Origin of the sequence: Rhizobium sp. SL86 (assembly GCF_026672545.1) — a bacterium.
Taxonomy (GTDB): domain Bacteria; phylum Pseudomonadota; class Alphaproteobacteria; order Rhizobiales; family Rhizobiaceae; genus Neorhizobium.
This window is the reverse complement of sequence record NZ_JAPPRJ010000009.1, coordinates 909,545-931,609: the sequence shown is the minus strand read 5'-3', so window position 1 is coordinate 931,609 and position 22,065 is coordinate 909,545. Positions and strand designations below refer to the sequence as shown.

The 22,065-nt window shown below is 62.2% G+C and carries 27 protein-coding genes; 13 read left to right on the top strand and 14 right to left on the bottom strand.

The window, feature by feature from the left end; translation table 11 throughout:
- Nucleotides 1–106: 106 nt before the first annotated feature.
- The 5 genes from OU993_RS27530 to OU993_RS27510 all read right to left on the bottom strand — a co-directional run bounded on the left by OU993_RS27530 (nucleotide 107) and on the right by OU993_RS27510 (nucleotide 4,532).
- Complete coding sequence (locus OU993_RS27530) at nucleotides 107–952, bottom strand: aldo/keto reductase (protein ID WP_268162303.1); 846 nt, start codon at nucleotides 950–952, stop codon at nucleotides 107–109.
- A gap of 185 nt (nucleotides 953–1,137) precedes the next feature.
- Nucleotides 1,138–1,680, bottom strand: a complete 543-nt coding sequence (locus OU993_RS27525) for a hypothetical protein (protein ID WP_268162302.1) — start codon at nucleotides 1,678–1,680, stop codon at nucleotides 1,138–1,140.
- Nucleotides 1,681–1,784: 104 nt separating this feature from the next.
- Entirely contained in the window at nucleotides 1,785–2,429 is a 645-nt protein-coding gene (locus OU993_RS27520) for a hypothetical protein (protein ID WP_268162301.1), read from the bottom strand.
- 66 nt (nucleotides 2,430–2,495) lie between these two features.
- On the bottom strand, nucleotides 2,496–3,104 hold the full coding sequence (locus OU993_RS27515) for a protein rhiA (RefSeq protein WP_268162300.1): 609 nt from the start codon (nucleotides 3,102–3,104) through the stop codon (nucleotides 2,496–2,498).
- 357 nt (nucleotides 3,105–3,461) lie between these two features.
- Nucleotides 3,462–4,532, bottom strand: coding sequence for a helix-turn-helix domain-containing protein (locus tag OU993_RS27510; protein WP_268162299.1), 1,071 nt, complete (start codon nucleotides 4,530–4,532; stop codon nucleotides 3,462–3,464).
- A gap of 196 nt (nucleotides 4,533–4,728) precedes the next feature.
- Here OU993_RS27510 and nthA point away from each other — a divergent pair, with 196 nt between their 5' ends.
- From nthA to OU993_RS27495, 3 genes are read left to right on the top strand one after another with little or no spacing between them, the layout of a single operon-like run.
- On the top strand, nucleotides 4,729–5,400 hold the full coding sequence (gene nthA / locus OU993_RS27505) for a nitrile hydratase subunit alpha (RefSeq protein WP_268162298.1): 672 nt from the start codon (nucleotides 4,729–4,731) through the stop codon (nucleotides 5,398–5,400).
- A complete protein-coding gene (gene nthB / locus OU993_RS27500; RefSeq protein WP_268162296.1) occupies nucleotides 5,397–6,056 on the top strand; it encodes a nitrile hydratase subunit beta in 660 nt (219 codons plus the stop codon). Before nthA ends, nthB begins: the two co-directional genes overlap by 4 nt.
- A complete protein-coding gene (locus tag OU993_RS27495; RefSeq protein WP_268162294.1) occupies nucleotides 6,043–6,441 on the top strand; it encodes a nitrile hydratase accessory protein in 399 nt (132 codons plus the stop codon). The genes nthB and OU993_RS27495 overlap by 14 nt, the downstream gene beginning before the upstream one ends.
- Here the strand turns inward: OU993_RS27495 and OU993_RS27490 are convergent.
- The 3 genes from OU993_RS27490 to OU993_RS27480 are packed head-to-tail and all read right to left on the bottom strand — an operon-like array spanning nucleotide 6,420 to nucleotide 8,134.
- On the bottom strand, nucleotides 6,420–7,196 hold the full coding sequence (locus OU993_RS27490) for an anti-sigma factor family protein (RefSeq protein ID WP_268162292.1): 777 nt from the start codon (nucleotides 7,194–7,196) through the stop codon (nucleotides 6,420–6,422). The two genes, OU993_RS27495 and OU993_RS27490, sit on opposite strands and share 22 nt — an antisense overlap.
- A complete protein-coding gene (locus tag OU993_RS27485) occupies nucleotides 7,193–7,708 on the bottom strand; it encodes an RNA polymerase sigma factor (RefSeq protein ID WP_268162290.1) in 516 nt (171 codons plus the stop codon). The genes OU993_RS27490 and OU993_RS27485 overlap by 4 nt, the downstream gene beginning before the upstream one ends.
- A gap of 21 nt (nucleotides 7,709–7,729) precedes the next feature.
- Nucleotides 7,730–8,134: a COG4315 family predicted lipoprotein gene (locus OU993_RS27480; RefSeq protein WP_268162288.1), complete on the bottom strand. Its 405-nt coding sequence runs from the start codon at nucleotides 8,132–8,134 to the stop codon at nucleotides 7,730–7,732.
- A 131-nt stretch (nucleotides 8,135–8,265) separates the two neighbouring features.
- Between OU993_RS27480 and OU993_RS27475 the strand changes: the two genes are divergently transcribed.
- A complete protein-coding gene (locus OU993_RS27475; RefSeq protein WP_268162287.1) occupies nucleotides 8,266–9,390 on the top strand; it encodes an ATP-dependent DNA helicase in 1,125 nt (374 codons plus the stop codon).
- 9 nt (nucleotides 9,391–9,399) lie between these two features.
- Here the strand turns inward: OU993_RS27475 and OU993_RS27470 are convergent, their stop codons facing one another.
- Nucleotides 9,400–9,906, bottom strand: coding sequence for a DUF4405 domain-containing protein (locus OU993_RS27470; protein WP_268162286.1), 507 nt, complete (start codon nucleotides 9,904–9,906; stop codon nucleotides 9,400–9,402).
- Nucleotides 9,907–10,044: 138 nt separating this feature from the next.
- Nucleotides 10,045–10,725 carry a MerR family transcriptional regulator gene (locus tag OU993_RS27465; protein ID WP_268162285.1) on the bottom strand — a complete coding sequence of 227 codons (681 nt, stop codon included), beginning with the start codon at nucleotides 10,723–10,725 and terminating at the stop codon, nucleotides 10,045–10,047.
- Between the two features lie 248 nt (nucleotides 10,726–10,973).
- Here OU993_RS27465 and OU993_RS27460 point away from each other — a divergent pair, with 248 nt between their 5' ends.
- Nucleotides 10,974–11,726 (top strand): pyridoxine 5'-phosphate synthase, encoded by a 753-nt coding sequence (locus OU993_RS27460; protein WP_268162282.1) that lies wholly within the window; start codon nucleotides 10,974–10,976, stop codon nucleotides 11,724–11,726.
- A 28-nt stretch (nucleotides 11,727–11,754) separates the two neighbouring features.
- Here the strand turns inward: OU993_RS27460 and OU993_RS27455 are convergent, their stop codons facing one another.
- Both OU993_RS27455 and OU993_RS27450 read right to left on the bottom strand, forming a co-directional pair.
- Nucleotides 11,755–12,678, bottom strand: a complete 924-nt coding sequence (locus tag OU993_RS27455; RefSeq protein ID WP_268162279.1) for a bifunctional helix-turn-helix transcriptional regulator/GNAT family N-acetyltransferase — start codon at nucleotides 12,676–12,678, stop codon at nucleotides 11,755–11,757.
- Nucleotides 12,679–12,789: 111 nt separating this feature from the next.
- Nucleotides 12,790–13,674, bottom strand: a complete 885-nt coding sequence (locus tag OU993_RS27450) for an SDR family oxidoreductase (RefSeq protein ID WP_268162571.1) — start codon at nucleotides 13,672–13,674, stop codon at nucleotides 12,790–12,792.
- 136 nt (nucleotides 13,675–13,810) lie between these two features.
- Between OU993_RS27450 and OU993_RS27445 the strand changes: the two genes are divergently transcribed.
- Nucleotides 13,811–14,221, top strand: a complete 411-nt coding sequence (locus tag OU993_RS27445; RefSeq protein WP_268162277.1) for a winged helix-turn-helix transcriptional regulator — start codon at nucleotides 13,811–13,813, stop codon at nucleotides 14,219–14,221.
- Nucleotides 14,222–14,245: 24 nt separating this feature from the next.
- Here the strand turns inward: OU993_RS27445 and OU993_RS27440 are convergent, their stop codons facing one another.
- Nucleotides 14,246–14,611 (bottom strand): DUF4087 domain-containing protein, encoded by a 366-nt coding sequence (locus tag OU993_RS27440; RefSeq protein WP_268162569.1) that lies wholly within the window; start codon nucleotides 14,609–14,611, stop codon nucleotides 14,246–14,248.
- Between the two features lie 223 nt (nucleotides 14,612–14,834).
- Between OU993_RS27440 and OU993_RS27435 the strand changes: the two genes are divergently transcribed.
- The 7 genes from OU993_RS27435 (at nucleotide 14,835) to OU993_RS27405 (ending at nucleotide 20,574) form a co-directional block, all read left to right on the top strand.
- On the top strand, nucleotides 14,835–15,473 hold the full coding sequence (locus tag OU993_RS27435; RefSeq protein ID WP_215567462.1) for a TetR/AcrR family transcriptional regulator C-terminal domain-containing protein: 639 nt from the start codon (nucleotides 14,835–14,837) through the stop codon (nucleotides 15,471–15,473).
- Between the two features lie 40 nt (nucleotides 15,474–15,513).
- The gene (gene ilvC / locus OU993_RS27430) at nucleotides 15,514–16,533 is read left to right on the top strand and encodes a ketol-acid reductoisomerase (protein ID WP_268162276.1); all 1,020 of its coding nucleotides are present in this window, start codon (nucleotides 15,514–15,516) and stop codon (nucleotides 16,531–16,533) included.
- A gap of 384 nt (nucleotides 16,534–16,917) precedes the next feature.
- Nucleotides 16,918–17,655, top strand: coding sequence for a GntR family transcriptional regulator (locus OU993_RS27425; protein WP_268162275.1), 738 nt, complete (start codon nucleotides 16,918–16,920; stop codon nucleotides 17,653–17,655).
- 21 nt (nucleotides 17,656–17,676) lie between these two features.
- The gene (locus OU993_RS27420; RefSeq protein WP_268162272.1) at nucleotides 17,677–18,462 is read left to right on the top strand and encodes a transporter substrate-binding domain-containing protein; all 786 of its coding nucleotides are present in this window, start codon (nucleotides 17,677–17,679) and stop codon (nucleotides 18,460–18,462) included.
- Nucleotides 18,463–18,534: 72 nt separating this feature from the next.
- Entirely contained in the window at nucleotides 18,535–19,206 is a 672-nt protein-coding gene (locus tag OU993_RS27415) for an amino acid ABC transporter permease (protein ID WP_268162269.1), read from the top strand.
- A complete protein-coding gene (locus OU993_RS27410; RefSeq protein WP_268162267.1) occupies nucleotides 19,203–19,862 on the top strand; it encodes an amino acid ABC transporter permease in 660 nt (219 codons plus the stop codon). The genes OU993_RS27415 and OU993_RS27410 overlap by 4 nt, the downstream gene beginning before the upstream one ends.
- Nucleotides 19,840–20,574, top strand: coding sequence for an amino acid ABC transporter ATP-binding protein (locus OU993_RS27405; protein WP_268162265.1), 735 nt, complete (start codon nucleotides 19,840–19,842; stop codon nucleotides 20,572–20,574). Before OU993_RS27410 ends, OU993_RS27405 begins: the two co-directional genes overlap by 23 nt.
- 53 nt (nucleotides 20,575–20,627) lie before the next feature.
- Here OU993_RS27405 and OU993_RS27400 read toward each other — a convergent pair whose 3' ends face one another.
- Nucleotides 20,628–21,749 (bottom strand): GGDEF domain-containing protein, encoded by a 1,122-nt coding sequence (locus OU993_RS27400; RefSeq protein ID WP_268162263.1) that lies wholly within the window; start codon nucleotides 21,747–21,749, stop codon nucleotides 20,628–20,630.
- Between the last annotated feature and the right edge of the window lie 316 nt (nucleotides 21,750–22,065).

The window sequence follows — 22,065 nt, the reverse complement described above, 5'->3', positions numbered from 1 at the left end:
TTGCTCTTGCCGTCATCATTCCACATCTCTACCTAAATTCAACCTGTGATTTCAGGTGAAGTGATGGTGCAGATCGCGGCGATAGAGGCGGGCGAGCCTCCCGTTCTCACAGCATCTCAAGCGGCTGCTTGCGTGTCGGCGGCGGGAAGGCGGCGTCGAGGACGGCCCAGTCCTCATCGCTGATGTCGAGATCAACGGCGCCACGGTTTTCCTCGACGCGTGCCACGCTCGAGGTCTTCGGGATCGCTACGACACCGTCGCGTTCCAGCACGAAGGCCAGTGCCAGCTGGGCGGGCGTTGCCTGGTAGGCCTTGGCGATGCGGATGAGGTCTGGATGCTGCAGAAGCCTTCCCTGTTCGATCGGAGAATAGGCCATGACGGCGATGCCGCGATCCTGGCACCAGGGCAGCAGGTCGAACTCGATGCCGCGGCGCGACAGGTTGAACAGCACCTGGTTGGCGGCGCAGTTTTCGCCGCCCGGCACCGCCAACAGTTCCTCCATGTCATCGACATCGAAGTTGGAGACGCCCCAGGCACCGATCTTACCGGCCTTCTTCAGGCTCTCCATGGCGGCAACCGTGTCTTCCAGCGGATGTTCGCCGCGCCAGTGCAGGAGATAAAGATCGAGATGATCGGTGCCGAGCCGCGTCAGACTCGCCTCGCAGGCCTTGATCGTGCCTTGGCGGCTGGCATTCCACGGATAGACCTTGCTGACCAGGACCACGTCATTGCGCCGCCCGGCGATTGCCTCGCCGACCACCTCCTCGGAGGCGCCGTCGCCATACATTTCCGCCGTATCGATCAGCCTCATGCCGTGGTCGATCGCGGCCCTCAGCGCCGCGATTTCCGCCCGGCGCTGGCCAGGATGTTCGCCCATCTTCCAGGTGCCGATGCCAAGCACCGGAATTTCGGCGCCGGAGGGGAGGGTGACGGAGGGCATGTCTTCATGCATGGCGGGATCCTTCGAACTCAAACGTGCAACCGGCGCGGAAACGTCCTCCAAGATAGCTATGGTTCTTATTCCGATTTCAAGCGTCGGGTCGCAGATGCTCTTCATTCTGCCGCAGCTTCGCGGGAGGAGGGGGCTCACAGTTGAAGCGCCCCTGCCGGATGGCAGGAGCGCTCGGCCTTGCGGCATCAGTTGAAGGAGTTGAAGGATTTGGGGCGATCGCGGCAATCATCGTCGCTGTCGCGTCCGGGAACGCCGACGATATAACGATCGTTGAACCTCTCGGGGTTGTCGATCGCCTCCGCGCGCAGATCATTGGCGAATTCCTGCGCGGGATTGGCGACAGGGACCCCTGGGCTTGGCTGAACACTGACGTGCCCGATCGGAAGGAGAGGCGGGTTCTGATCGAAAGTTGCGGTGAAGATTGCGAAGCCCGCGAGCGGCGAGCTATCGCCGACGTTCGGGATGGGCGCTGTCGTGTTCATGCGAAGCGCGCAGCGAAAGTTCGAAGGTGCCGCGGCGATCTGATTGAGGTCCTTGTTGAACGACAAGGCCGGATTGAACTGGAAGCGGTTGGTTCTCAGATCAAGCGCTCCCTGTCCGTCAATGAGCAGCCCGCGGTAGATGTATTCTGCCGCTGCTGGGCCTGCTGCAAACAGCAGGGCCATCATCAATCCTGTCACGGCCAACAGGCGTCTCATCGTCTGAAGCATGTAGATGTGCGTGTTCATGGTCTTATCTCCATGTGAGGTTGAAGGGTCGCCCGCGAGGCTGTGCCGGCTCCGCCCAGGCCGGAGTTCCATGACGCAGTCTGTTGCTGCGTAGAGCGTGCAGGTCAGTTGCCGGGTCGCGACCGTATCCAGGACGCCTCGGCGACCGGCCGGATGATGTTGTCTGTTCCCATGCTGACGGTTTGGGCTGGCCGCGACGCCGTAAACTCGAGACGTTGGCTCCCATCCAGTTGGGCCTGGTCAAGCAGCTCGCCGGCCCTGCAGTCGTTGAAATGGACCCAGTAGGTGACGGGGTCGACCACAAAGGTCGTGCTGACGTTCATGTGGAACGGAGCGATCAATAATGGGGCGCTGTCGCGGGCGATCCCGTGAAAGATCGGGTAATCAAATCGCGCATTAAGCTGACGGATCGTCAGACCGTCCGAGGAAGGCGTCGCCCGCAGGTTGCTGAAAGCCGGCGCACCAAACGGACCTGCGCGCAGATCGACGAGATTGTCGCGGTCGATATCGGCTTCAATCTCCTGCGATGTGATGAAACGCGGGCTCCCGCCATATTCTCCATGTTCGCCCCAGATGAAGGCGGTGCTGGTCTGCCAGCAGAAGGTCACCCGGGTTCCGGGCGCGGTGGCGCGCGATTGCCAAGCAAGGCTGCGGATATGTGCCGACCCTTCGCTGCGTTCGGGGCGTTGATACAGCACAAAGTTGCCGTGCATGTCCGAATTGTTGATGCAGGTGAGCCGGTATTCCATTCCATGGTCCTCCAGGTGCTACAAGTGTGTGGGTGGCCACACCGACAGCGTGGCCACCTTGTCCGGTCAGGAAACCGTGATCATGTTGTCGAGGTTGAGGACGGCGTTGCGCGAGGTGCGGGCGCCGCCATAGGTGACTTCCACAGCGTTGGTGACGTCTTCGACGTCCATCACGTCACCGGTCTCGAAGTTGCCGAAGATCACCCAGTAGTTCGGATGCGGGGTGAAGACGGCCGTCATGTTCGGCTGTGCCTGCACGGCAAAGGTGCCGGAGCCGGCCATGCCGATGCCGACGGAGGTTTCGTTCGGCTTGACGTTGGAGAGCTGCTTGATCGTCAGCGAGCCGAGCGAACCGCCGGCACTCAGCCCGGAGAAGGTCGTCGCACCGTAATCGTCCTTCTTCAGTTCGATCTGGTTGAGCGCGTTCGGATCGGCCGGAACAACCTGCGAGGCGGCAAAATTGATGCCGGGTTTCAGGATGCCGGTTTCCGACCAGGTGAAGCTGTAGTCCAGCCCCCAGGTGAAGGTGACCCGCGTGCCGGGTGCCGTCGGGCGGGCAAACCAGGCGAGCGAGAAGACATTGCCGGGCATGGTGGACGGCAGCGGCTTCTGGAAGACCGCGAAACTGCCGGAGAGCTGGGAATCGTTGACGCAGGTGAGCGAATAGGTGGTCATGTGTTTAACCTTTCTGTTTCGGTGGGTTCGCCCTGGTGAGGGTGGGGAGCCGACGCTCTTGCCGAGGGGGCGGGCAAGACGCGTCGGCTCATCCGTTCCCCGCTGGTCGCGGGCGGTGGTTCCAGCAGGGGCGGATGTCAGGTCGTGCCGAAGGCCTTGCGGTTCCGGCGCGAAAATCTTGTCGGACGCGGCGTGTCTGCGGCGTCGGTAGCTGTTGTTCCGTGTCTTTTGGGGTGCCCGGCTCCTGTTGATCCGCTGCATCTCGTCTCGACTGGGGTGAGACTAGCCAAGCGGCTTCCCGGCGTCCGGTGGCGAGCGTTCCAAAAACTTGCACCAGCGTTCCAAACCGTCGTCGGATCAGGCATCGCGCAATTGTTCCAGCCAGGAGAGGAGACGCTCCGCCGGCTGCGGGGCTGCTGCGCCCGCCTCTCGGCTGCCGGGCCGGATTCCGGTTCTGCCACCCTTGCGAAAGGCGCGCGGCGTCGTGCCATAGGTGGCGCGGAAGAGCCGGCTGAAATGCGCCTCGTCGGCAAACCCCGCCGCATAGGCGATCTCGCCGATATTGCGGCTCGACAGAGCCGGGTCGGCGAGATCGACGAGCGTGCGGCGCAGCCGACGGCGGCGAATATAGGTTTCGACGCCGCCTGCACTGTCGAACTGGCGAAACAGCTGGCTGCGCGACAGCCCGAACCGGGCGATGATCTTGGCGGGGACGAGATCCGGATCGCCGAGATTGTCCTCGATGAAGCGACGGATGTCCCGCCCGCGCCGCAGTGTCTCGCGTGCCGTCTCGGGTCCCTCCGCAGCGGCAAGGCAGAAGGCGAGCGGTGTGCGCAAGACTGCGGCAAGCCCCGAGGCTTCCCCTCGATCGGCATAGGCCGGCATGCGGATCAGCATCTGCGCGAGATCGATCAGAAAACGGGCGGCAAGCCGTTCTCCCCGCAGCAGGCGAAGCTCGGATATGTCCGGCGGTGCCACCGATGCCGGGAGAAACATGCGCGGCAGGATGAGATGGACGGCCTCGCCCGGCCCCATCGAGAAGGCGAGTTCGCCCCGCAGATCCGCCACAGCCACATCGCCCGGCCGCAGCCGCTGCGGGCGCGGCGCGCAGAATGCCAGCGATCCCTGCAACGGGATCGTCACCACAAGGTGATCAAGATCATCGAGGTTCAGCCGGATCGGCGTCCGCCGGAACCGGCCCGTCACACCGGTCATATGGCAGACGAGAAAGAAACCGAAATGATGCACCGACAGGCTTTCTGCACCATCCATGCGGCGGCGTGCGGGAAACGGTTTCCAGTCGAACAGCGTGCTGACCAGCGACTGCCAGCCGGGCGTGTCTCCGGCGGCCGCCACGCCGACGGCAATCCGCTCCATCGGCTCGGACGCAACAACAGATGCGGTGCTGGTCGGATCGCGTGATCCCACATATGTCCCCGGAAGAGAAATGTGGGAAGGAATATAATCCTATTAACTTTCGATTGTATAGGAGTTAATTCAATCAACCTCCGGTGACGTGGCGTGATGATTGCCAATCAGCTGCCCGATCCGTCCCCTGCCTGGTTGCCCGCTTGACCCATTGGCCGTTCGGTGCTGTCTAGCTGTGATCCGTCGGGAGAATGTGATGAGCGGCCAAGACCACCACCATGACCATGATCACCCTCATGATGACCATCATGAGCACGCGCATGACCATGACCACGAGAACCACTATTCCGACATGCAGGCGAGGGTTCGGGCGCTCGAAACACTTCTGACGGAAAAGGGGCTGGTGGATCCGGCGGCGATCGATGCGATCGTCGAGACCTACGAGACGAAGGTCGGCCCGCGCAATGGTGCCCGCGTCGTGGCGACCGCCTGGAGCGATCCGGATTTCGCCGACTGGCTGAAGCGCGATGCGACCGCAGCAATTTCCAGTCTCGGTTATACCGGCCGCCAGGGCGAGCACATGCGGGCGGTGTTTAATACGGAGGAGACGCACAATCTCGTCGTCTGCACCTTGTGCTCCTGTTATCCCTGGTCGGTGCTGGGTCTGCCGCCGGTCTGGTACAAGGCGCCGGCCTACCGCTCGCGCGCCGTCATCGATCCGCGCGGGGTGCTTTCGGAATTCGGCCTTGATCTGCCTGAGGAAACAAAGATCCGTGTGTGGGATTCGACTGCCGAATTGCGTTATCTGGTGGTGCCCGTGCGCCCTCAGGGAACAAAGGGCTGGACAGTCGAGCAACTCGCCGATCTCGTCACCCGCGACAGCATGATCGGCACCGGCCTTGCACGTCAGCCGGAGGTGCTGCGATGAACGGACCGCATGATCTCGGCGGACAGATGGGGTTCGGCCCGGTCGCGCCGGAGCCGGATGAGCCTTATTTTCATGCCGAATGGGAAGAACGGGCGCTGGGGCTCACTCTGTCCTGTGGTGCCTTCGGGGCCTGGACGATCGACGAGAGCCGGCATGCACGGGAAAATATTCCTCCGGCCGCTTATCTCTCGGCGAGCTATTACGAGATCTGGATCCGCGCGCTGGAGACGCTGTTGTCGCGCCACGGTTTCGTGACCCCTCGGGAGCTGGCAGCAGGCCAGTCGGAGACGCAAGGTGCTCTTCCGAAGCGGGTGCTCAAGGCCGACATGGTGGCGGGCGTTCTCGCACGCGGCGGGCCATGCGACCGGCCGGTCGAGGCGGCGCCGCGTTTCGTGGTGGGGCAGGCGGTGCGCACGAAAAACCTCAATCCCGTGACCCATACCCGCCTGCCGCGTTATGCCCGGGCCAAGACAGGTGTCATCGAAGCGGTGCAGGGCTCCTTCGTTTTTCCCGACGACAATGCGCATGGCCACGGCGAAAACCCGCAATGGGTCTACACCGTCGTTTTTGACGGGCTGGAGATCTGGGGCGAGGGGAGTGACCCGACGCTGACGGTGTCGGTCGATGCCTGGGAGAGTTATCTTGAGCCAGTGTGAAACGTCGTCCCCGCTTGTCCAGTCGCCGGGGCTGCCAAGCACGGAGAACGGGGAGCCGGTGTTTGCCGAACCGTGGCAGGCGCAGGCCTTTGGCCTCACGGTGCATCTGTTCGAGCGTGGGCTGTTTTCCTGGAGCGAATGGGCGGGTCATCTGTCGCATCAGGTGCATCGCCCGGAACGGGCCGCGGACGGATCGGATTATTTCGAGGCCTGGGTCGCGGCACTCACCCATCTTCTCGTCGAAAAAGGCATAGCCGACGAGGCAAGCGTGTTTGCCCTGCAGCAAAGCTGGCAGCGGGCGGCAGAAGCCACCCCGCATGGCCGGCCGATCGAACTGTCGAACGATCCGATGGCAAAACCGCGTCAGGCGGGAAACTGTTTATAACATTCCTCCGCCACGTCTCGCAGCAGATCGCGTGAGATCTCCCCGGTCACGGCATAACCGAAGCCGTTGTCGATCCAGTAGAAGGTTTCCACCGATCCGCTGGTCGCGAAACGAAAGCTTGTTTCCCGGTTCTCGGCATTCCGACCGACCAGCATGGTCAGCCTTTGCCCCTGCTGATCCTCGTACATAAAGAGGGCACCAGGCCCGCCTTCGACGGGTACCAGGCGGCCACCGACCAGTTGAAAACCAAGCCGCGATAGATCGGGCACCGCAAGCCGCTCATAGGAGAGGCGTTTGCCGAGCCAGGCGGCGAGGTGCGCCTCCTGCTCCGCGGCCACTTCGACGGGATGGCGTTTTTCGCTGGCATAGATCAGGTAGGCGGTTTCGGCCTCCTGCGGCAGGCTGGTGCGCTGGAGAGGTGCTGCAGCGTCCGGATGCTGGGTCAGGGAAATCAGATAACCGGTGCCGCAGCCGGTCAGGAACAGAAGACAAGCCGCGGCCACCCGGTTCCAGGCGAAGCGTGGCGAAGGGCGTGGCTGACGCACCATGGCTGCGTCGGATGGCGTCCGCCGGGCATGGCCGGCAAAGGCCTTGCGGATGGCGTCGTTCTGGGCCTGCCAATCGGCGACCTGTTTTGCCGCGTGCGGGTGATCTGCCAGCCACAGACGGATGGCAGCCTGCCTCGCTTCATCCAGAAGACCGTCGGCGAACGCGTGCAGTTCATCCTCATCGGGTGCGGGAGGGTGGGCGGTCATGTCTGTCTCCTCAGCGGAATGACGTTTTCCGCTGCCATCGTATCGGATATCTTCTGCCTGGCGCGCGAGAGGCGCGACATGACGGTGCCAAGCGGGATCTGCAGCAGGTCAGCCACCTCCTGGTAAGGCATGCCCTCGATGACCACCAGCATCAGGACCATCCGCTGGTCCGGCGACAGGCTGTTTAATGCCGCCTCCAGACGCATTCGTCCGATCGGGTCCGGTTCCGCCTGGGGCACCGGCACATCCAGGGCTTCGTCCAGCGGCGCGGTCGGGTGGCGACCATGGCTGCGCCGGCTGTTGCGGTAACGATTGCTGATGATGGCGAGCATCCAGCTGCGCAGGTTCAGGCCGCGCCATTGGGCGCGGCGGGACAGGGCCGCCACGATGCCATCCTGCAGCAGATCCTCGCCTTCGGCATCCGACCGCGCCAGACTGCGGGCGAAACGCCTGAGCGCCGGGAGGAGGGCCAGCAACTGGCCCTCGAAGCTTATATCCTGCGGCTCCGTCATGGTGCTGACGCTAACAGAGAATCAGGGTCTTGCCACGTCCCAGACACCGTTGACGCCGTCCCCGGTTGTATCGCCGGCGGCCTTGTCCTTGATCCAGAAATACAGCGGCATTCCGCCCTTGGCCCATTGTTTGGTGCCGTCCTTGCGGGTGATCACCGAAAAGGCGCCGTCTGCCTTCGCGTCGGCGGCGGCCGTCAGCGGCGGCCAGTTGGCCAGGCACTGGCCTTCGCAGTTGGAAACGCCCTGCGTATCCTTGCGGAAGGTGTAGAGCGTCATGCCGTTTTCGCCGGCAAGGGCCTTTCCTTTGGTGGTATCGACCGTCTTTACCGGAGCGCCGGCGGCGAATGCGGACGTGACCGGTCCGGAAATCCCGAGCGAAAGCGCGAGGCCGGCAAGAGCGATGAATGCGTTGCGGTTGGAAAACATGAAACTTTCTCCCTCAATGAACCGGTCGTCGTGACCGGACAAACAGGAGACACCGCAGCCTTCCTGTTTATTCCCGCCCTTCCCGGATTTTTTCGGTTGTCACCGCAGGCAGAATCCTGCCAAGTCGCGCCATGCAGTTTGCTCCGCAACAGGATGAGGCCCTCAAGGCCGTTTCGAAATGGCTGAAGGACGGGCGAAGCCCTGTCTTTCGCCTGTTCGGTTATGCCGGAACGGGCAAGACGACGCTTGCCCGGCATTTTGCCGAAAATGTCGATGGCGACGTGTTGTTTGCCGCCTTCACCGGCAAGGCAGCGCAAGTGCTGCGGTCACGCGGCGCCTCCAATGCGAAAACCATTCACTCGCTGATCTACCGCCCGCGTGGCGAGGAAGCGGTGGAAGATGAGGAAACGGGCAAGACCTCCGTCTCGCCGATGTTTTCCATCAACCGGCAAAGCCCGGTCGCCAAGGCGGCACTGATCGTCATCGACGAGTGCTCGATGGTGGATGAACAGCTCGGCCGCGACCTGATGAGTTTTGGCACGCCGATTCTCGTCCTCGGCGATCCCGGCCAGCTGCCGCCCGTCTCCGGCGGTGGCTTCTTCACCGAACAGGAGCCGGATTATCTCTTGACGGACATCCACCGCCAGGCGCGTGACAATCCGATCATCCAGCTCGCCATGCATGTGCGTGAGGGCAAGGAGATCATGCACGGCGATTACGGAACCGCGCAGGTGATTTCCCGCAACGAGGTCAACCAGCAACTGGTGCTGGAGGCGGACCAGGTGCTGGTCGGCACCAACAAGACACGGCGGCGCTACAATCAGCGCCTGCGCGAGCTTAAAGGGTTTTCGCTGCCCTATCCGCAATCGGGCGACAAGCTGGTCTGCCTGCGCAACGATCCGGCCAAGGGGCTGCTCAACGGCTCGCTCTGGCAAGTGATGAGTTCTTCGCGCGAAACCGTCAAACCCGGCATCAACCTGATGATCCGTCCGGAAGACGACGACATGGATCGCGGTGCGGCGAAGATCAAGCTTTTGAAGCAGGCCTTCGAAGAAGAGGGGGAGATCCCCTGGACGACCAAGAAGCGCTACGATGATTTCGATTTCGGTTATGCGCTGACCGTGCACAAGGCTCAAGGGTCGCAGTGGAACAAGGTCGTGCTGTTCGACGAAAGCTGGGCGTTTCGCGATACACGCGAGCGCTGGCTCTATACGGCCATCACCCGCGCGGCCGAGACGATCACCATCGTCCGCTGACGACCTCCGTTACCGGCGAAGCGAGGCGACATGTACCATCAGGTCGCGGTCGCTCTTGCCGGAGGATTGCGCGATATCGCCCATCGAACGATCCGCGGCGGCGGCGGCAAAACCCTTGTCTTTGAGGAAGCTGATCACCTCTTCCTCCGTCCGGCCGACCAGGCTTGCGATCTGCGAGGGCTTTGCTGCGGAAATCAACTGCAGGATGGCGACCTGCGGCGGCGCGCCCTTCTGGCCGTTGCCGGAGCCAAGCGGGATGAAGAAGGCCAGCGAAGCCAGGAGCGACAGCGCAAGCGCAATCGCCATCGGTGCCCGCTTGAAATAGGCCGTCATCGGCCGCCAGTTCTTCCATAGATGCAGCACGAAGGGCAGGATCAGCACCATGCTCAGCCATTCGTGGATGCCGTGGAAGGCCATCGGTCCCCAGTGAAAGAACAGTGCGATGCCGGACACCAGCGACACCAGAAACAGACCGGTGATCAGCGGTGTCGCGTAACGAAGGAGAAGGTTTGCCATCAGGTTCCTGCTTCAGATTAGAATCGTTCTGAAGAAAACCTAAAGGGATGGCTCGCCGCCGTCACGTTACAAAACGGCAATCATGGTTTTGCCATAATTCAACTTGGGTCCTGTCCCACGCATGGTTGGGAGCGGAAACTAATGGGGCATGATGCCGATCATGACGGCCTTGGCCGCGGCCTGAAACCGGTTGCTGGCGCCGAGTTTCTCCATCAGCTCGTCTTCGAGCCGGACGAGTGCCGCAAGGTCGATCCCCAGCCGTTCGGCCAGTTCCCGGCCACTGTAACCTTCCATCATCAGGATCAGGCAGCGCCGTTCGAGATCCGATACGGAGGGGCGATGTTCGACACGCACGCCCGACAGGACTTCTGTGCGTTCGATCAGGGTCCGGATCTGCTGGATCTGGCGGTTGATCGAGGAGAGATCGGCGGTGATTTCCCGTTTGCGCGCTTCCAGCGCCTGCTGGAACAGATTGTCGGCCTCTTCCTGGGTCCGGGCGTCGCCCAGTTCCTCCATCAGGTCCTGGATGGCGGCGAGCGAAATGCCGATCTCGCGGCAGGCGCAGATGACGGCCATCCGGCGGATGTTCTCCGCGTCATAGACCCGCATCGTTCCGAGCCGCTCGGCCTTGATCAGCCGCTTTTCCTCGTAGAAATGCAGGGTTCGATGGGTGACGCCGAAAAGATCCGCCATATCGGCAATCGGCAGAGGTGCGTGGCGCGCTGCATCCGCCCGGGCGAACCTGGGCAGAAAGACCATTGTTTCCTGCCGGCCCTCCCATGGTTCGGCTGGTTTGCCGTAAAAGAAATCCGATTGCATTGACACCTCCCGCATCTGGCCGAAAGCCCGCTTTCGGCATTTTATCGTTTCCTTCCCAGCGACGGCTCTGGCCGTCTTATAGTTGTTCTAAAATTAGCAACTTTTGATATAAATGAAACTGCGATTCCATCACCACAAGAATTCATAGAGGCTTCAGCATTTTGCATGTGTTCTGGCGGCGCGTGCCGTTGCCGGCCTGCTGCGGTTTGGTCTAGACAATCTACTCATCTGCCGAAGGAACAACCGCGATGCCCGCCAAGCTTTCCGTCAATCTGAATGCCGTCGCCATGCTGCGCAATCGCCGCGATCTGCCCTGGCCGAGTGTCGCTCACCTCGGACGGATCGCGCTGGAAGCAGGCGCCTATGGGCTGACGGTGCATCCGCGCCCTGACCAGCGGCACATCCGGTTTTCCGACCTTCCGGTGCTGCGGGCATTGATCGATGATGCGTTCCCCAATGCCGAGTTCAATATCGAAGGGTATCCGAGCGAGGATTTTCTCGCTCTGTGCGAACGCACCGAGCCGGAACAGGTGACGCTGGTGCCGGATGATCCGTCGCAGGCCACCTCCGATCACGGTTTCGATTTCCGCCAGCAGGGCGAGATGCTGAAGCCGATCGTCGCGCGGCTGAAAGCCAAGGGCATGCGTGTTTCGCTGTTTGCCGATGGCGATGGCGACGAAGAGGCGGTGAAGCTTGCCAAGGCGACCGGTGCCGATCGCATCGAGCTTTATACCGGCCCTTATGGCGGCTGTTTCGATGCGCCGGACAAGGCCAAGGAGATGCTGGAGCTGCTGGGACGGACCGCCGATGCGGCCAAGGCCGAGGGTCTCGGCGTCAATGCCGGGCACGATCTGACGGTCGCCAACCTGCCGGCGCTGGCAAAACGCATTCCGCATCTTGCCGAAGTCTCGATCGGTCACGGGTTGACCGCCGATGCGCTGGAATACGGCATGGCCGAGACCGTGCGCCGTTTCCGTCGCGCCTGCGGCGAGGCAATCTGACCCCATTCTTCTGACCTTAGCAGGCCGTTCAGGCGGGCCTGAGGTCCAGCACCCAGGTCTGGCCGGTCAGTTCCGGCCCGAACATCCTGTGCCGCTCCTCGGACACCAGGCGAAAACCTGCCTTCCGGTAGATCGACCGCGCGGCCTCCAGATTGTCATTGGTCCACAGCGATAACTGACGATAACCGCACTGGCGGGCGAAGTGGATCGCCTCGGCGACGAGCAGTTTGCCGAGGCCGAGACCGCGGGCGGTGCCATCCACATAAAGCAGGCGCAGTTTGGCGATGCCCTCGCCGCCGTTGGCAATAAAGACAGAGCCGACACGGCGTCCGTTCCGTTCGGCAATCCATCCCCGTTCCAGAGCCGGGTCGAAGCTCTTCAGGTATTGCCCTGCTACCTCGGCGGCCAGCGCCTCGAACTGGTCATTCCAGCCGAAGGTTTCGGTGTAGAATCGCGTTTGCGCCTCGATCACCCAGCCCATGTCGCCGGGCCGGTGCTGACGCAGGATCGCCGGAGTGTTGTTGTTCTCTGCCAAATCAAGCAGATCCCGGACAGTCTTCATGGCGTCCACCAGGGTGTTTTTCGCGTCGGTATCAAGCGGCGCCAGCGACTGTTCGATCTGCCGGCGCGATTGGTCGCCAAGCGTTTGCCACTCCGATTGGCCGGCGTCGGTCAGAAACAGGTTCTGGCTGCGGCGATCGTTGGCGTCGCGTTCGCTGCGCAGCAGGTTTTCCGCGCGTAACCGCCGCAGGATGCGGCTGAGATAAGCGGGATCGAGCGTGAGGTCGCGGGTGAGATCTGCGGCGGTCACGCCGGGCCGTGCACCGATTTCGTAGATCACCCGCGCTTCCGTCAGGGAATAAGGTGACTGCAGATAGGCTTGCGACAACAGGCCGAGGTGGTCGGTATAAAAGCGGTTGAAGCGCCGGATGGTATCGAGCAGATCGGACATGGTCGCCTCCCATATAGGAGACTTTGTCCATTATTTCGTTGACTGAGTCAACTATATGCCGGCGGCGCGCAAGGCGCACGCCACCGGCTCTTCCGGCTGATCAGGCGGTGGTCAGCCGAGCGCTGCCTTGTGGGCGGCGAAGAAGTCCGCGACGGTCTGCGGCTTGCGGCCGGTCAGGCTCTCGAAATCGTCGGTGACCATGTCGAAATTGCCGGCGCGAATATTGGCATCGGCGGTGACCACCAGCTGGACGACAAATTCCGGCATGCCGGCACCGCGCAGGCCACCGGCGAGCTGTTCGTCGCTGACCTGGACCACAGCGAGCGGCTTGCCGGTCAGGTTCGAGACGATCTCGGCAATCTCTTCGGCGGTCAGAGATTGCGCGCCCGTCAGCGTCAGGAGGGCGTTGCCTTCCGGCGGAGAGACCAGTGCGGCGGCCGCCGCTGCCGCGCAGTCCGCACGAGAAATGTTCGGCAGGCGACCGCCTGCCTGCGACGTGTACCAGCTGCCGACCTCGAGCGCGTGCGGCAGGCCCATGAAATGGTTGTCGGTATACCAGGAATTGCGCAGGATCGTGTAACGCAGGCCGCTCGCCTTGATGGCCTCTTCCGTTCCCAGGTGATCCGGGGCGAAGCTGATCAGCGATTTGTCCGGGTTCGGCATCGACGTATAGAAGATGTGCTTCACGCCCGCCTTGACGGCGGCGGCAACGGCTGCCTTGTGCTGCGCAAGCCGCTTGCCGGGCACCGCCAGTTCATCCGTCGAAATCAGCAGAAGGCGGTCGATACCGGCAAAGGCGGCTTCGAGGCTTGCCGGATCGTCGAAATCGGCAGCGCGGGTTTCGACGCCCTTGCCGGCAAGGTCGGCAAGCTTGGCCGGATTGCGGCTCGCAGCCACGATCTGATCGGCGGCAACGCCGTCATTTGCCAACAGATTGGCCAGCACGGCGCTGCCCAGTTGGCCGGAGGCACCGGTCACGAGAAGTTTCGTCATCAGTCATGTCCTTCACTGGAGACTGCGGGATGCAGCCTTGAAACTTGCTCTCAATTTGAGAGTAGCACTAGACTATGAATTGACTGCGGCCTGTAAAGAAGGCAGTTTTGCGGGAGATCGTTACCTTCAGGGAACCAGCATGGATCAGCGCACGCCTCGCGAACTCTTGAGTTTTTCATCCTGCGACAAACAGGAATGGAATGCCGACAATTGCCCGGTGCGCGATGTCATGAACCAGATCGCCGGCAAGTGGGCGACGCTTCTTCTACTGGCGCTGTCGGAGAAACCCTACCGTTTCGGCGAGTTGCGCCGTCTCGTCCCCGATATCTCCCAGCGCATGCTGACCCAGACGCTGCGCGACCTGCAACGCGACGGTTATGTGGAACGGACGGTTTTCCCGACCAAACCACCGAGCGTCGAATACAAGATGACACCACTCGGCCATTCGCTGTTTTCGCGGTTGCAAGGCGTGATGTCCTGGGCCGCTGCGCATCATGGGGAGATCCGGGCGGCGCGCGAAAAATTCGATGCGTCCGAGCTCGCTGCCTGACGTTTCTTTCGGTGCCAGCGGTTTTCAGCCTTCCGGGTTCGGCAGCGTCCGGTCGTTCTTGCACTTCGACAAGGGAAGCTGTTTGACGGAGCGGATCTCGGTGATGCGCATCTCCGCCTTGTCGGTTTCCACCGACATGCAGGCGCAGGCGTAACCGTAATAACCATTGGTCTGCACGAACTGGCCGGCAGAAAAATCCGGCATGTTGTCGATGCCGTCCGGTTCCAGGTCCGAGCCCTGGGTCAGGATCGTCCACGATCCGTCGCGATCATCCAGCCAGTAATTGCCGGGCGTCGGGTTCTGCACCCAGCCGCAGCGGTTTTCCGCTGCCGTTGCCTGCGATGCCAGAAGCCCGGTGCCGACCGCCAAGGTCAGCGCAAGAAAATTCATCCGCATGGTCGCCACTCCCTCCACTTCCTTCGCCTTGCATAAGATGTTGTTGCGATTCTTGCCAGACCTTCCGATTCCCCTCTTGACGTCTTCGGTCCGCCCGCTTAAACGGAAGGAACCGTACCGTACGGTACGCAAGACTGCGTGATGCACCGATGTGCGCTCAGCAGCGTTATGATGTGCAAGAGGGAGGGTTTGCAACGTGTCCGCCGAGCTGTCAGAAATGCCGGAGTTTTCGCCCCGCCAGAACGAGGTTCTGGAGCAGGCGCTCAAGCTTCTGGTGGATGGCGGCGAAAAAGCGTTGACGACCTCCGGCCTGGCGCGGGCTGCCAACTGTTCCAAGGAAAGCCTCTACAAATGGTTTGGCGATCGCGACGGTCTTCTGGCCGCGATGATCGCCCATCAGGCGAGCAAGGTGCGCACCTTCGAGCGGGGTTCGGCGCGGCTGACGCCCGATCTTCTGCGCGAGCATCTGGAAACCTTTGGTCGTGACCTGCTGGAAGTGCTCTCCGGCGAGGTGTCGCTGGCGCTCAACCGTTTGGCGATCGGCCAGGCCAGCCGCGAAGGCTCCAAGCTCGGCCGGTTGCTGATCGAGCACGGCCGGCGGCAAATCGACCGGCGCGCCATCGGCCTGATGGAGGCCGGGCGCCGGGCGGGGCTGTTGCGTTTCCACGATGCCGACAGCGCCTATCACACACTTTACGGCCTCATCGTCTCGGATCTGCATGTGCGCATGCTGCTCGGCGAACCGGGGCTGAAGGACAATCAACGCCAGGCGGCGAGGGCGGTCGACGCCTTCCTGCAGCTGCATGGCGTCTCAACGGATACCGGGGGCGCCCAGCGGGCGTCTGCGGGCAGGTAAACCAAGCTTTATAACAACGCATAGGGAAGGACGAACTCACATGCGCGTCTATTACGATCAGGATGCCGATCTCAACCTCATCAAGTCGAAGAACGTGGTCATCGTCGGCTACGGCTCCCAGGGTCGCGCTCACGCGCTGAACCTGAAGGATTCCGGCGCAAAGAACGTCGCGATTGCACTGAAGGCCGGTTCGCCGACCATCAAGAAGGCCGAAGCCGACGGTTTCAAGGTGATGACCGTTGCCGAAGCCGCTGCCTGGGCCGACCTCCTGATGATGGCGACCCCGGACGAACTGCAGGCCGACATCTACAAGGCCGATATCGCACCGAACATCCGTGATGGTGCCGCAATCGCCTTCGCACACGGCCTCAACGTGCATTTCGGCCTGATCGAGCCGAAGTCGACGGTCGACGTCGTCATGATCGCGCCGAAGGGCCCGGGCCACACGGTTCGCGGCGAATACCAGAAGGGCGGCGGCGTGCCGTGCCTGGTTGCCGTTCATCACAATGCTTCCGGCAACGCGCTTGATCTGGCGCTCTCCTACGCCTGCGGCGTCGGCGGCGGCCGTTCGGGCATCATCGAGACCAACTTCAAGGAAGAGTGCGAAACCGACCTCTTCGGCGAACAGGTCGTTCTGTGCGGCGGTCTCGTCGAGCTGATCCGCGCCGGTTTCGAAACCCTGGTCGAAGCCGGTTACGCGCCGGAAATGGCCTATTTCGAGTGCCTGCACGAAGTGAAGCTGATCGTCGACCTGATCTATGAAGGCGGCATCGCCAACATGAACTACTCGATCTCCAACACGGCCGAGTGGGGCGAATATGTCACCGGTCCGCGCATCATCACCGCCGAAACCAAGGCTGAAATGAAGCGCGTTCTGCACGACATCCAGACCGGCAAGTTCACCTCGGAATGGATGCAGGAATACCGTTCGGGTGCTGCCCGTTTCAAGGGCATCCGCCGCATGAACGACAGCCACCAGATCGAGGAAGTCGGCACGAAGCTGCGCGCCATGATGCCCTGGATCGGCAAGAACAAGCTGGTCGACAAGTCCGTCAACTAAGGCGGCTCGCCGATCCCGGTCATCTCCGTGGCACGCCTTCGGCGATGCGGGATCGGCAAGAACAAGCTGGTCGACAAGTCTGTCAACTAAGTCGGCTTGCCGATCCCGGTCATCTGGTTCGCACGCCTTCGGCGATGCGAGGATCGGCAAGACCAGGCTGGTCGACAGGTCGGTCAATGAAGACCTGAGCCCGTTCGGGCTGGACAAGGCAGACAATCAAAACGAGGCCGGGCAGTCATTTGCCCGGCCTCTTTCGTTGGCGCTCTGCCTGCTTTTTTACGGTCGTCCGCCTTAGAGATCGGCATATGCCTGATGTCTCATGCAGCCAAAACGCCGATCTGATGGGTTTTCGGTTCTGGCACGCCGATTGCTTTCCAGTCTTGTATGCAAGATTTGTCCACCTCGCCGCCACAGCTCCAGTCGATCGACAAGGCGATTGTCGATGCCATCCTGTCGGCGCGCATCCAGCCGGGCGCGCGGCTCAACGAAAACCAGCTCGCGACGCTGTTCTCCGTCTCGCGCACCCGTGTGCGCGAAGCGATGATGCGGCTTGAGGCGCGCTGCATCGTCACCGTCAGCCCGCGGCGCGGCTGGTTCGTGGCCGAACCCTCCGCCGAGGAGGCGCGGCATGTCTATGGCGCTCGCCGCATCGTTGAATACGGGCTGTTGCGCTCCATGCCGGCGCTTTCCGAGGCGGATCGGGCAGCACTCCACCAGCATCTGGAGGAAGAACGCCAGGCGATTGCGGCCGGCGACCGGCAGAGGCTCACCTGCCTGATGGGAGATTTCCACATTCGTCTTGCGGAGATTGCCGGCAATCCGGTGCTCCGCGAGGTGCTGCGTGACCTGACCGCGCGCACCATCCTGATTTCGCTGCTCTACCAGTCGGAATTCCACGCCCTGCAATCGCATGAGGGCCATTGCGCCATCGTGACCGCGCTGGAGGCCGGAGAGCCGGAGGCTGCGGCGGCACTCGCAATCCAGCATCTCGACGAGGTGGAGGAGGGGCTGGATCTCACGCGCCGCCCCGATCCGCTCGCCGATCTGCGCCGCAGCCTTCAACCGGATTTGGAGGCGGGTCTTTCGTCCCTGTCGTCCATGCCATTCACCAACCACAGATAACCCTCAAAGGAGAACGCATTCATGTTGACCAGACGTCTTTTTGTCGCCGCCGCTGCCCTTGCCGCTTCGCTCGGTTTTGCCGGTGTTTCGCATGCCGATGCCCTGGCGGACATCACCGCCCGCGGCACGCTGCGGGTGGCCGTGCCCCAGGATTTCCCGCCCTTCGGCAGCGTCGGCGCCGACATGACCCCGCAGGGTTATGACATCGACATGGCCAAGATGATCGCCGAGAAAATGGGCGTGAAGGTGGAACTGGTGCCGGTGACCAGCGCCAACCGCATTCCCTACCTGCAGACCAACAAGGTGGATCTCGTCATCTCCAGCCTCGGCAAGAATGCCGAGCGCGAAAAGGTCATCGACTTCTCGACCGCCTACGCACCCTTCTTCAACGGCGTGTTCGGTCCGGCCGATCTGGCGCTCTCCAAGGCCGAGGACCTGAAGGGCAAGACGGTTGCCGTTACCCGCGGTTCGGTCGAAGACCTGGAACTGACGAAGATTGCGCCGTCGGACGCCACCATCAAGCGCTACGAAGACAATAACGGCACCATCTCCGCCTTCCTCTCCGGCCAGGTGGAAGTCGTGGCGACTGGCAACGTGGTTGCTGCCGCCATCCTCGCCAAGAACCCGCCGAAGCGCCCGGAGATGAAGTTCCTGATCAAGAACTCGCCTTGCTATATCGGCCTCAACAAGAACGAGGCAGCGCTTCTGGAGAAGGTCAATGCCGTGGTCGCCGCTGCCAAGGCTGACGGTTCGCTGAATGCGATTGCCAAGAAGTGGCTCGGCCAGGACCTGCCGAAGGATCTCTGATCCCGTCATCGCTAAGCCATCCCGGTTCTGCCGGGATGGCACCTTCTCCGGCCAGCGCAAGGGGATCCTGACGTGAGCTACCAATTCGATTTCCTGTGGCTTGGCGAATACTGGCCGCAGATTGCCAAGGGTATTGCCATCACCGGCCAGCTGACGCTTGTCGGCGGGGTGGTCGGCGTGTCGCTCGGCATTGCCTGTGCCTGGGCGCGGGCGCTTGGCCCAGGCTTCCTGAAGCCGGTCGTCGGCGCTTATGTGGAACTGATCCGCAACACGCCCTTCCTCATCCAGCTGTTTTTCATCTTCTTTGGTCTGCCATCGCTCGGGGTCCAGCTCGGCGAGCTGTCGGCCGCCAATCTGGCGATGATCATCAATCTCGGCGCCTACAGCTGCGAGATCATCCGCGCCGGCATCCAGGCGACGCCGAGAGGCCAGTTCGAGGCGGGCGCGAGCCTTGCCATGACCCCCTTCGAGACCTTTCGCCATGTGGTGCTGGTGCCCTCGCTGCAGCGCATCTGGCCGGCGCTCTCCTCGCAGGTGGTGATCGTCATGCTGGGCTCGGCGGTTGTCTCGCAGATCGCCGTGGAAGACCTCACCTTTGCCGCGAACTTCATCCAGTCGCGCACCTTCCGCGCCTTCGAGGCCTATATCGTCTCGACCCTGATCTATCTGGCGCTCGCCATCCTGCTGCGGCAGGCCATGCTGGCGCTCGGCGGCCTTGTCTTTCCGAGGAGGGCGGCACGATGACCGAATTCACCACCTGGGACATCCTGCGCAACCTGTTGCTGGCGACGCGCTGGACGCTGCTGCTGTCGCTCGTCTCCTTCATCGGCGGCAGTGTGGTCGGCCTTTGCCTTCTGTGGCTGCGCATCAGCCCGCGGGCCGCGCTGCGCCGCCTCGCCAAAGGCTATATCGAGCTTTTCCAGGGCACGCCGCTTCTCATGCAGCTGTTCATCGCCTTTTTCGGCCTCGGCCTGTTCGGCATCGATGTGCCGGCCTGGCTTGCGGCGGGGGTGGCGCTCGTCCTCTGGTCGGCGGCGTTCCTCGCGGAAATCTGGCGCGGCTGCGTCGAAGCGATCGCCAAGGGGCAATGGGAGGCGTCCGCCAGCCTCGGCATGGGCCGGCTGCAGCAGATGCGCTACGTGATCCTGCCGCAGGCGCTGAAGATCGCCATTCCGCCGACTGTCGGTTTTTCGGTGCAGGTCATCAAGGGCACGGCGCTCACCTCCATCATCGGCTTCGTCGAACTGTCGAAGGCCGGCACCATCGTCACCAATGCCACCTTCCAGCCCTTCACGGTTTATGGGCTGGTGGCGCTCATCTATTTCGCCCTCTGCTGGCCGTTGTCGAAATCCAGCCAGATCCTCGAAAGGAAGCTCAATGTCGCTCATCGAAATCACTGAAGTCCGCAAGAGCTTTGGCGACAACGAGGTGCTGAAGGGCATCAATCTCGATGTCGAACCGGGTGAGGTGATCGCCATCATCGGCAAGAGCGGATCGGGCAAATCGACGCTTCTGCGTTGTATCAATGGTCTTGAGACGATCAGCAGCGGCTCGATCCAGGTGGCCGGGGCCCAGCTTCTCGATGACGAGCTACACCTGAAGGCGCTGCGGCTGAAGGTCGGCATGATTTTCCAGCAGTTCAATCTCTTCCCGCACCTGACGGCGGGCGGCAATGTCATGCTGTCGCAGATGGTGGTGAAGAAAACGCCCAAACCGGAAGCCGAAGCCATGGCCCGTCGGATGCTGGAACGGGTCGGGCTTGCCCACAAGTTCGATGCCTTTCCGGATGAACTGTCGGGCGGCCAGCAGCAGCGCGTGGCGATTGCCCGTGCGCTTGCCATGCAGCCGATCGCGCTTTTGTGCGACGAGATCACCTCGGCGCTCGACCCGGAACTGGTGTCGGAGGTGCTGGCCGTCGTGCGCGAACTCGCCAAGGAGGGCATGACGCTTCTGATGGTCACCCACGAGATGAAGTTTGCCCGCGACGTCTGCTCGCGCGTTGTCTTCATGCATCAGGGGCGTGTGCACGAGATCGGTCCGCCGGAGGAGGTATTCGCCAACCCGCAGACGCCGGAGCTGCGCCAGTTCCTCGGCCTGCAGGCGGCGGCCTGATCGTCGTTCGACGCACGGTCGGGTAGACGGAGCCTCCGCGCATCGACGATGGTTTACGCCATTACGAGGTCGGGATCCTCATGCTCCACCCTGTTCCGGCCCAGCTGTTTGGCGCGGTAAAGGGCCGTATCGGCTTTCATCAGCAGGCGCGACCGGTCGTCCGTCGCGCCCGCCGCCAATGTCGCAACGCCGAGGCTGGCGGTGATGCGCGCGCTGGAGCCCGAGGCCTGAATCTCGATTGCCGCCAGCTTCTGTCGGATCTTTTCCGCCAGCCCGATGGCCGTTTGGCCATCCGTCCGCGGCAGGATGACCACGAATTCTTCCCCGCCATACCGCGCCACCAGATGGTCCTGTGGCAGGGGCAGGGCGCGCAAGGCGTCGCCGATCGCGGCAAGGCAGGTGTCGCCGGCCTGATGGCCGTGCGTGTCGTTGAACGGCTTGAAGTGGTCGACATCGAAGAGGATCAGAGAATAGGGCGTCAGCCTCGGGTCTCGTCTCGGATCATGGGCCTCCATCCAGCGGTCGAGGGCGCGCCGATTGGGCAAACCGGTCAGAACATCGGTCAGCGCCGTCTTGTGCAGCAGCTCGTTTGCCACGCGAAGGTCCTCATTGGTCCGGGCGACCTGCTGCAGCAGGGCATCCTTTTCCGCCTCTGCCTGCAGCTGCCGCAGACGAAAGCGGATCAGGCTTCGCATGTGCCCCAGCTGGAAACCGGCAAACAGGATGGCGGCCGGCGCTATGATCCAGTCTCCATGGTAAAGACCGACGCCGACGATCTGGATGATGAGGAGAGAGGTCTGGCCGATCAACGGCAGCGGCGCCATGAATGCGCGTGCGGTGGCCGACTGGATGATGACGCAGGCGACGGTCAGGATCAGATAACGGTCGCTTGGCGTCGCGCCATGCAGAAGAAGCATGATCGAGGCGCCCCAGGCGGCGCCGGAGATGAGTGCCGACCAGACGAAGACGTTCATCCAGAATTTTGGGTTCTGCCGGTTTGCGCGTCGATAATACCATTGTCCGCCGGCCCATCGAAATAAAAGGTGGCAGACCGCCACTGTAATGGCGAGCCCGGCATAGGTGCCGCCGCCGCCCCAGAGCGTAAAGGCTGCCGTGAGAAGGATCCCCGCCATGGCAATGACATGCGGCCAGGGTGCAAACAGCTCATCCAGCATCTGCCAGGTTAGTTCACCTGACGCATCTGTCTTGAAGAGGGTCGTTCGAAATAGGTCTGACCACAATAATTTCATGTTTTTGCTACGTTTTTCTCTAATATGCGTAGAGCTTATAGAGTAAGGTTGAATAAAGTATTAGACGCGTGGCCAGATCGCATCCGCTTCCCATCCGGCGGTTCTCTCTGCTAGATCGAGATCGCGATGGAGCAGCAAGATCCGTATGATCGTCGGTCTCGACGTGGAGAATGCATCCGTCCGGATTAATGGCGGCGGGATGGAAAATCTCGATAGGTCAGTATTGCTGACCTGTTAGAGT

Excerpts from the sequence above, each read along its gene's own strand:
- OU993_RS27530 (WP_268162303.1), bottom strand. The coding sequence starts at position 952 with ATGCATGAAGACATGCCCTCCGTCACCCTCCCCTCCGGCGCCGAAATT.
- OU993_RS27525 (WP_268162302.1), bottom strand. The coding sequence starts at position 1,680 with ATGAACACGCACATCTACATGCTTCAGACGATGAGACGCCTGTTGGCC.
- OU993_RS27520 (WP_268162301.1), bottom strand. The coding sequence starts at position 2,429 with ATGGAATACCGGCTCACCTGCATCAACAATTCGGACATGCACGGCAAC.
- OU993_RS27515 (WP_268162300.1), bottom strand. The coding sequence starts at position 3,104 with ATGACCACCTATTCGCTCACCTGCGTCAACGATTCCCAGCTCTCCGGC.
- nthA (WP_268162298.1), top strand. The coding sequence starts at position 4,729 with ATGAGCGGCCAAGACCACCACCATGACCATGATCACCCTCATGATGAC.
- nthB (WP_268162296.1), top strand. The coding sequence starts at position 5,397 with ATGAACGGACCGCATGATCTCGGCGGACAGATGGGGTTCGGCCCGGTC.
- OU993_RS27490 (WP_268162292.1), bottom strand. The coding sequence starts at position 7,196 with ATGACCGCCCACCCTCCCGCACCCGATGAGGATGAACTGCACGCGTTC.
- OU993_RS27485 (WP_268162290.1), bottom strand. The coding sequence starts at position 7,708 with ATGACGGAGCCGCAGGATATAAGCTTCGAGGGCCAGTTGCTGGCCCTC.
- OU993_RS27480 (WP_268162288.1), bottom strand. The coding sequence starts at position 8,134 with ATGTTTTCCAACCGCAACGCATTCATCGCTCTTGCCGGCCTCGCGCTT.
- OU993_RS27475 (WP_268162287.1), top strand. The coding sequence starts at position 8,266 with ATGCAGTTTGCTCCGCAACAGGATGAGGCCCTCAAGGCCGTTTCGAAA.
- OU993_RS27470 (WP_268162286.1), bottom strand. The coding sequence starts at position 9,906 with ATGGCAAACCTTCTCCTTCGTTACGCGACACCGCTGATCACCGGTCTG.
- OU993_RS27465 (WP_268162285.1), bottom strand. The coding sequence starts at position 10,725 with ATGCAATCGGATTTCTTTTACGGCAAACCAGCCGAACCATGGGAGGGC.
- OU993_RS27460 (WP_268162282.1), top strand. The coding sequence starts at position 10,974 with ATGCCCGCCAAGCTTTCCGTCAATCTGAATGCCGTCGCCATGCTGCGC.
- OU993_RS27455 (WP_268162279.1), bottom strand. The coding sequence starts at position 12,678 with ATGTCCGATCTGCTCGATACCATCCGGCGCTTCAACCGCTTTTATACC.
- OU993_RS27445 (WP_268162277.1), top strand. The coding sequence starts at position 13,811 with ATGGATCAGCGCACGCCTCGCGAACTCTTGAGTTTTTCATCCTGCGAC.
- OU993_RS27440 (WP_268162569.1), bottom strand. The coding sequence starts at position 14,611 with ATGAATTTTCTTGCGCTGACCTTGGCGGTCGGCACCGGGCTTCTGGCA.
- OU993_RS27435 (WP_215567462.1), top strand. The coding sequence starts at position 14,835 with ATGCCGGAGTTTTCGCCCCGCCAGAACGAGGTTCTGGAGCAGGCGCTC.
- ilvC (WP_268162276.1), top strand. The coding sequence starts at position 15,514 with ATGCGCGTCTATTACGATCAGGATGCCGATCTCAACCTCATCAAGTCG.
- OU993_RS27425 (WP_268162275.1), top strand. The coding sequence starts at position 16,918 with ATGCAAGATTTGTCCACCTCGCCGCCACAGCTCCAGTCGATCGACAAG.
- OU993_RS27420 (WP_268162272.1), top strand. The coding sequence starts at position 17,677 with ATGTTGACCAGACGTCTTTTTGTCGCCGCCGCTGCCCTTGCCGCTTCG.
- OU993_RS27410 (WP_268162267.1), top strand. The coding sequence starts at position 19,203 with ATGACCGAATTCACCACCTGGGACATCCTGCGCAACCTGTTGCTGGCG.
- OU993_RS27405 (WP_268162265.1), top strand. The coding sequence starts at position 19,840 with ATGTCGCTCATCGAAATCACTGAAGTCCGCAAGAGCTTTGGCGACAAC.
- OU993_RS27400 (WP_268162263.1), bottom strand. The coding sequence starts at position 21,749 with ATGCTGGATGAGCTGTTTGCACCCTGGCCGCATGTCATTGCCATGGCG.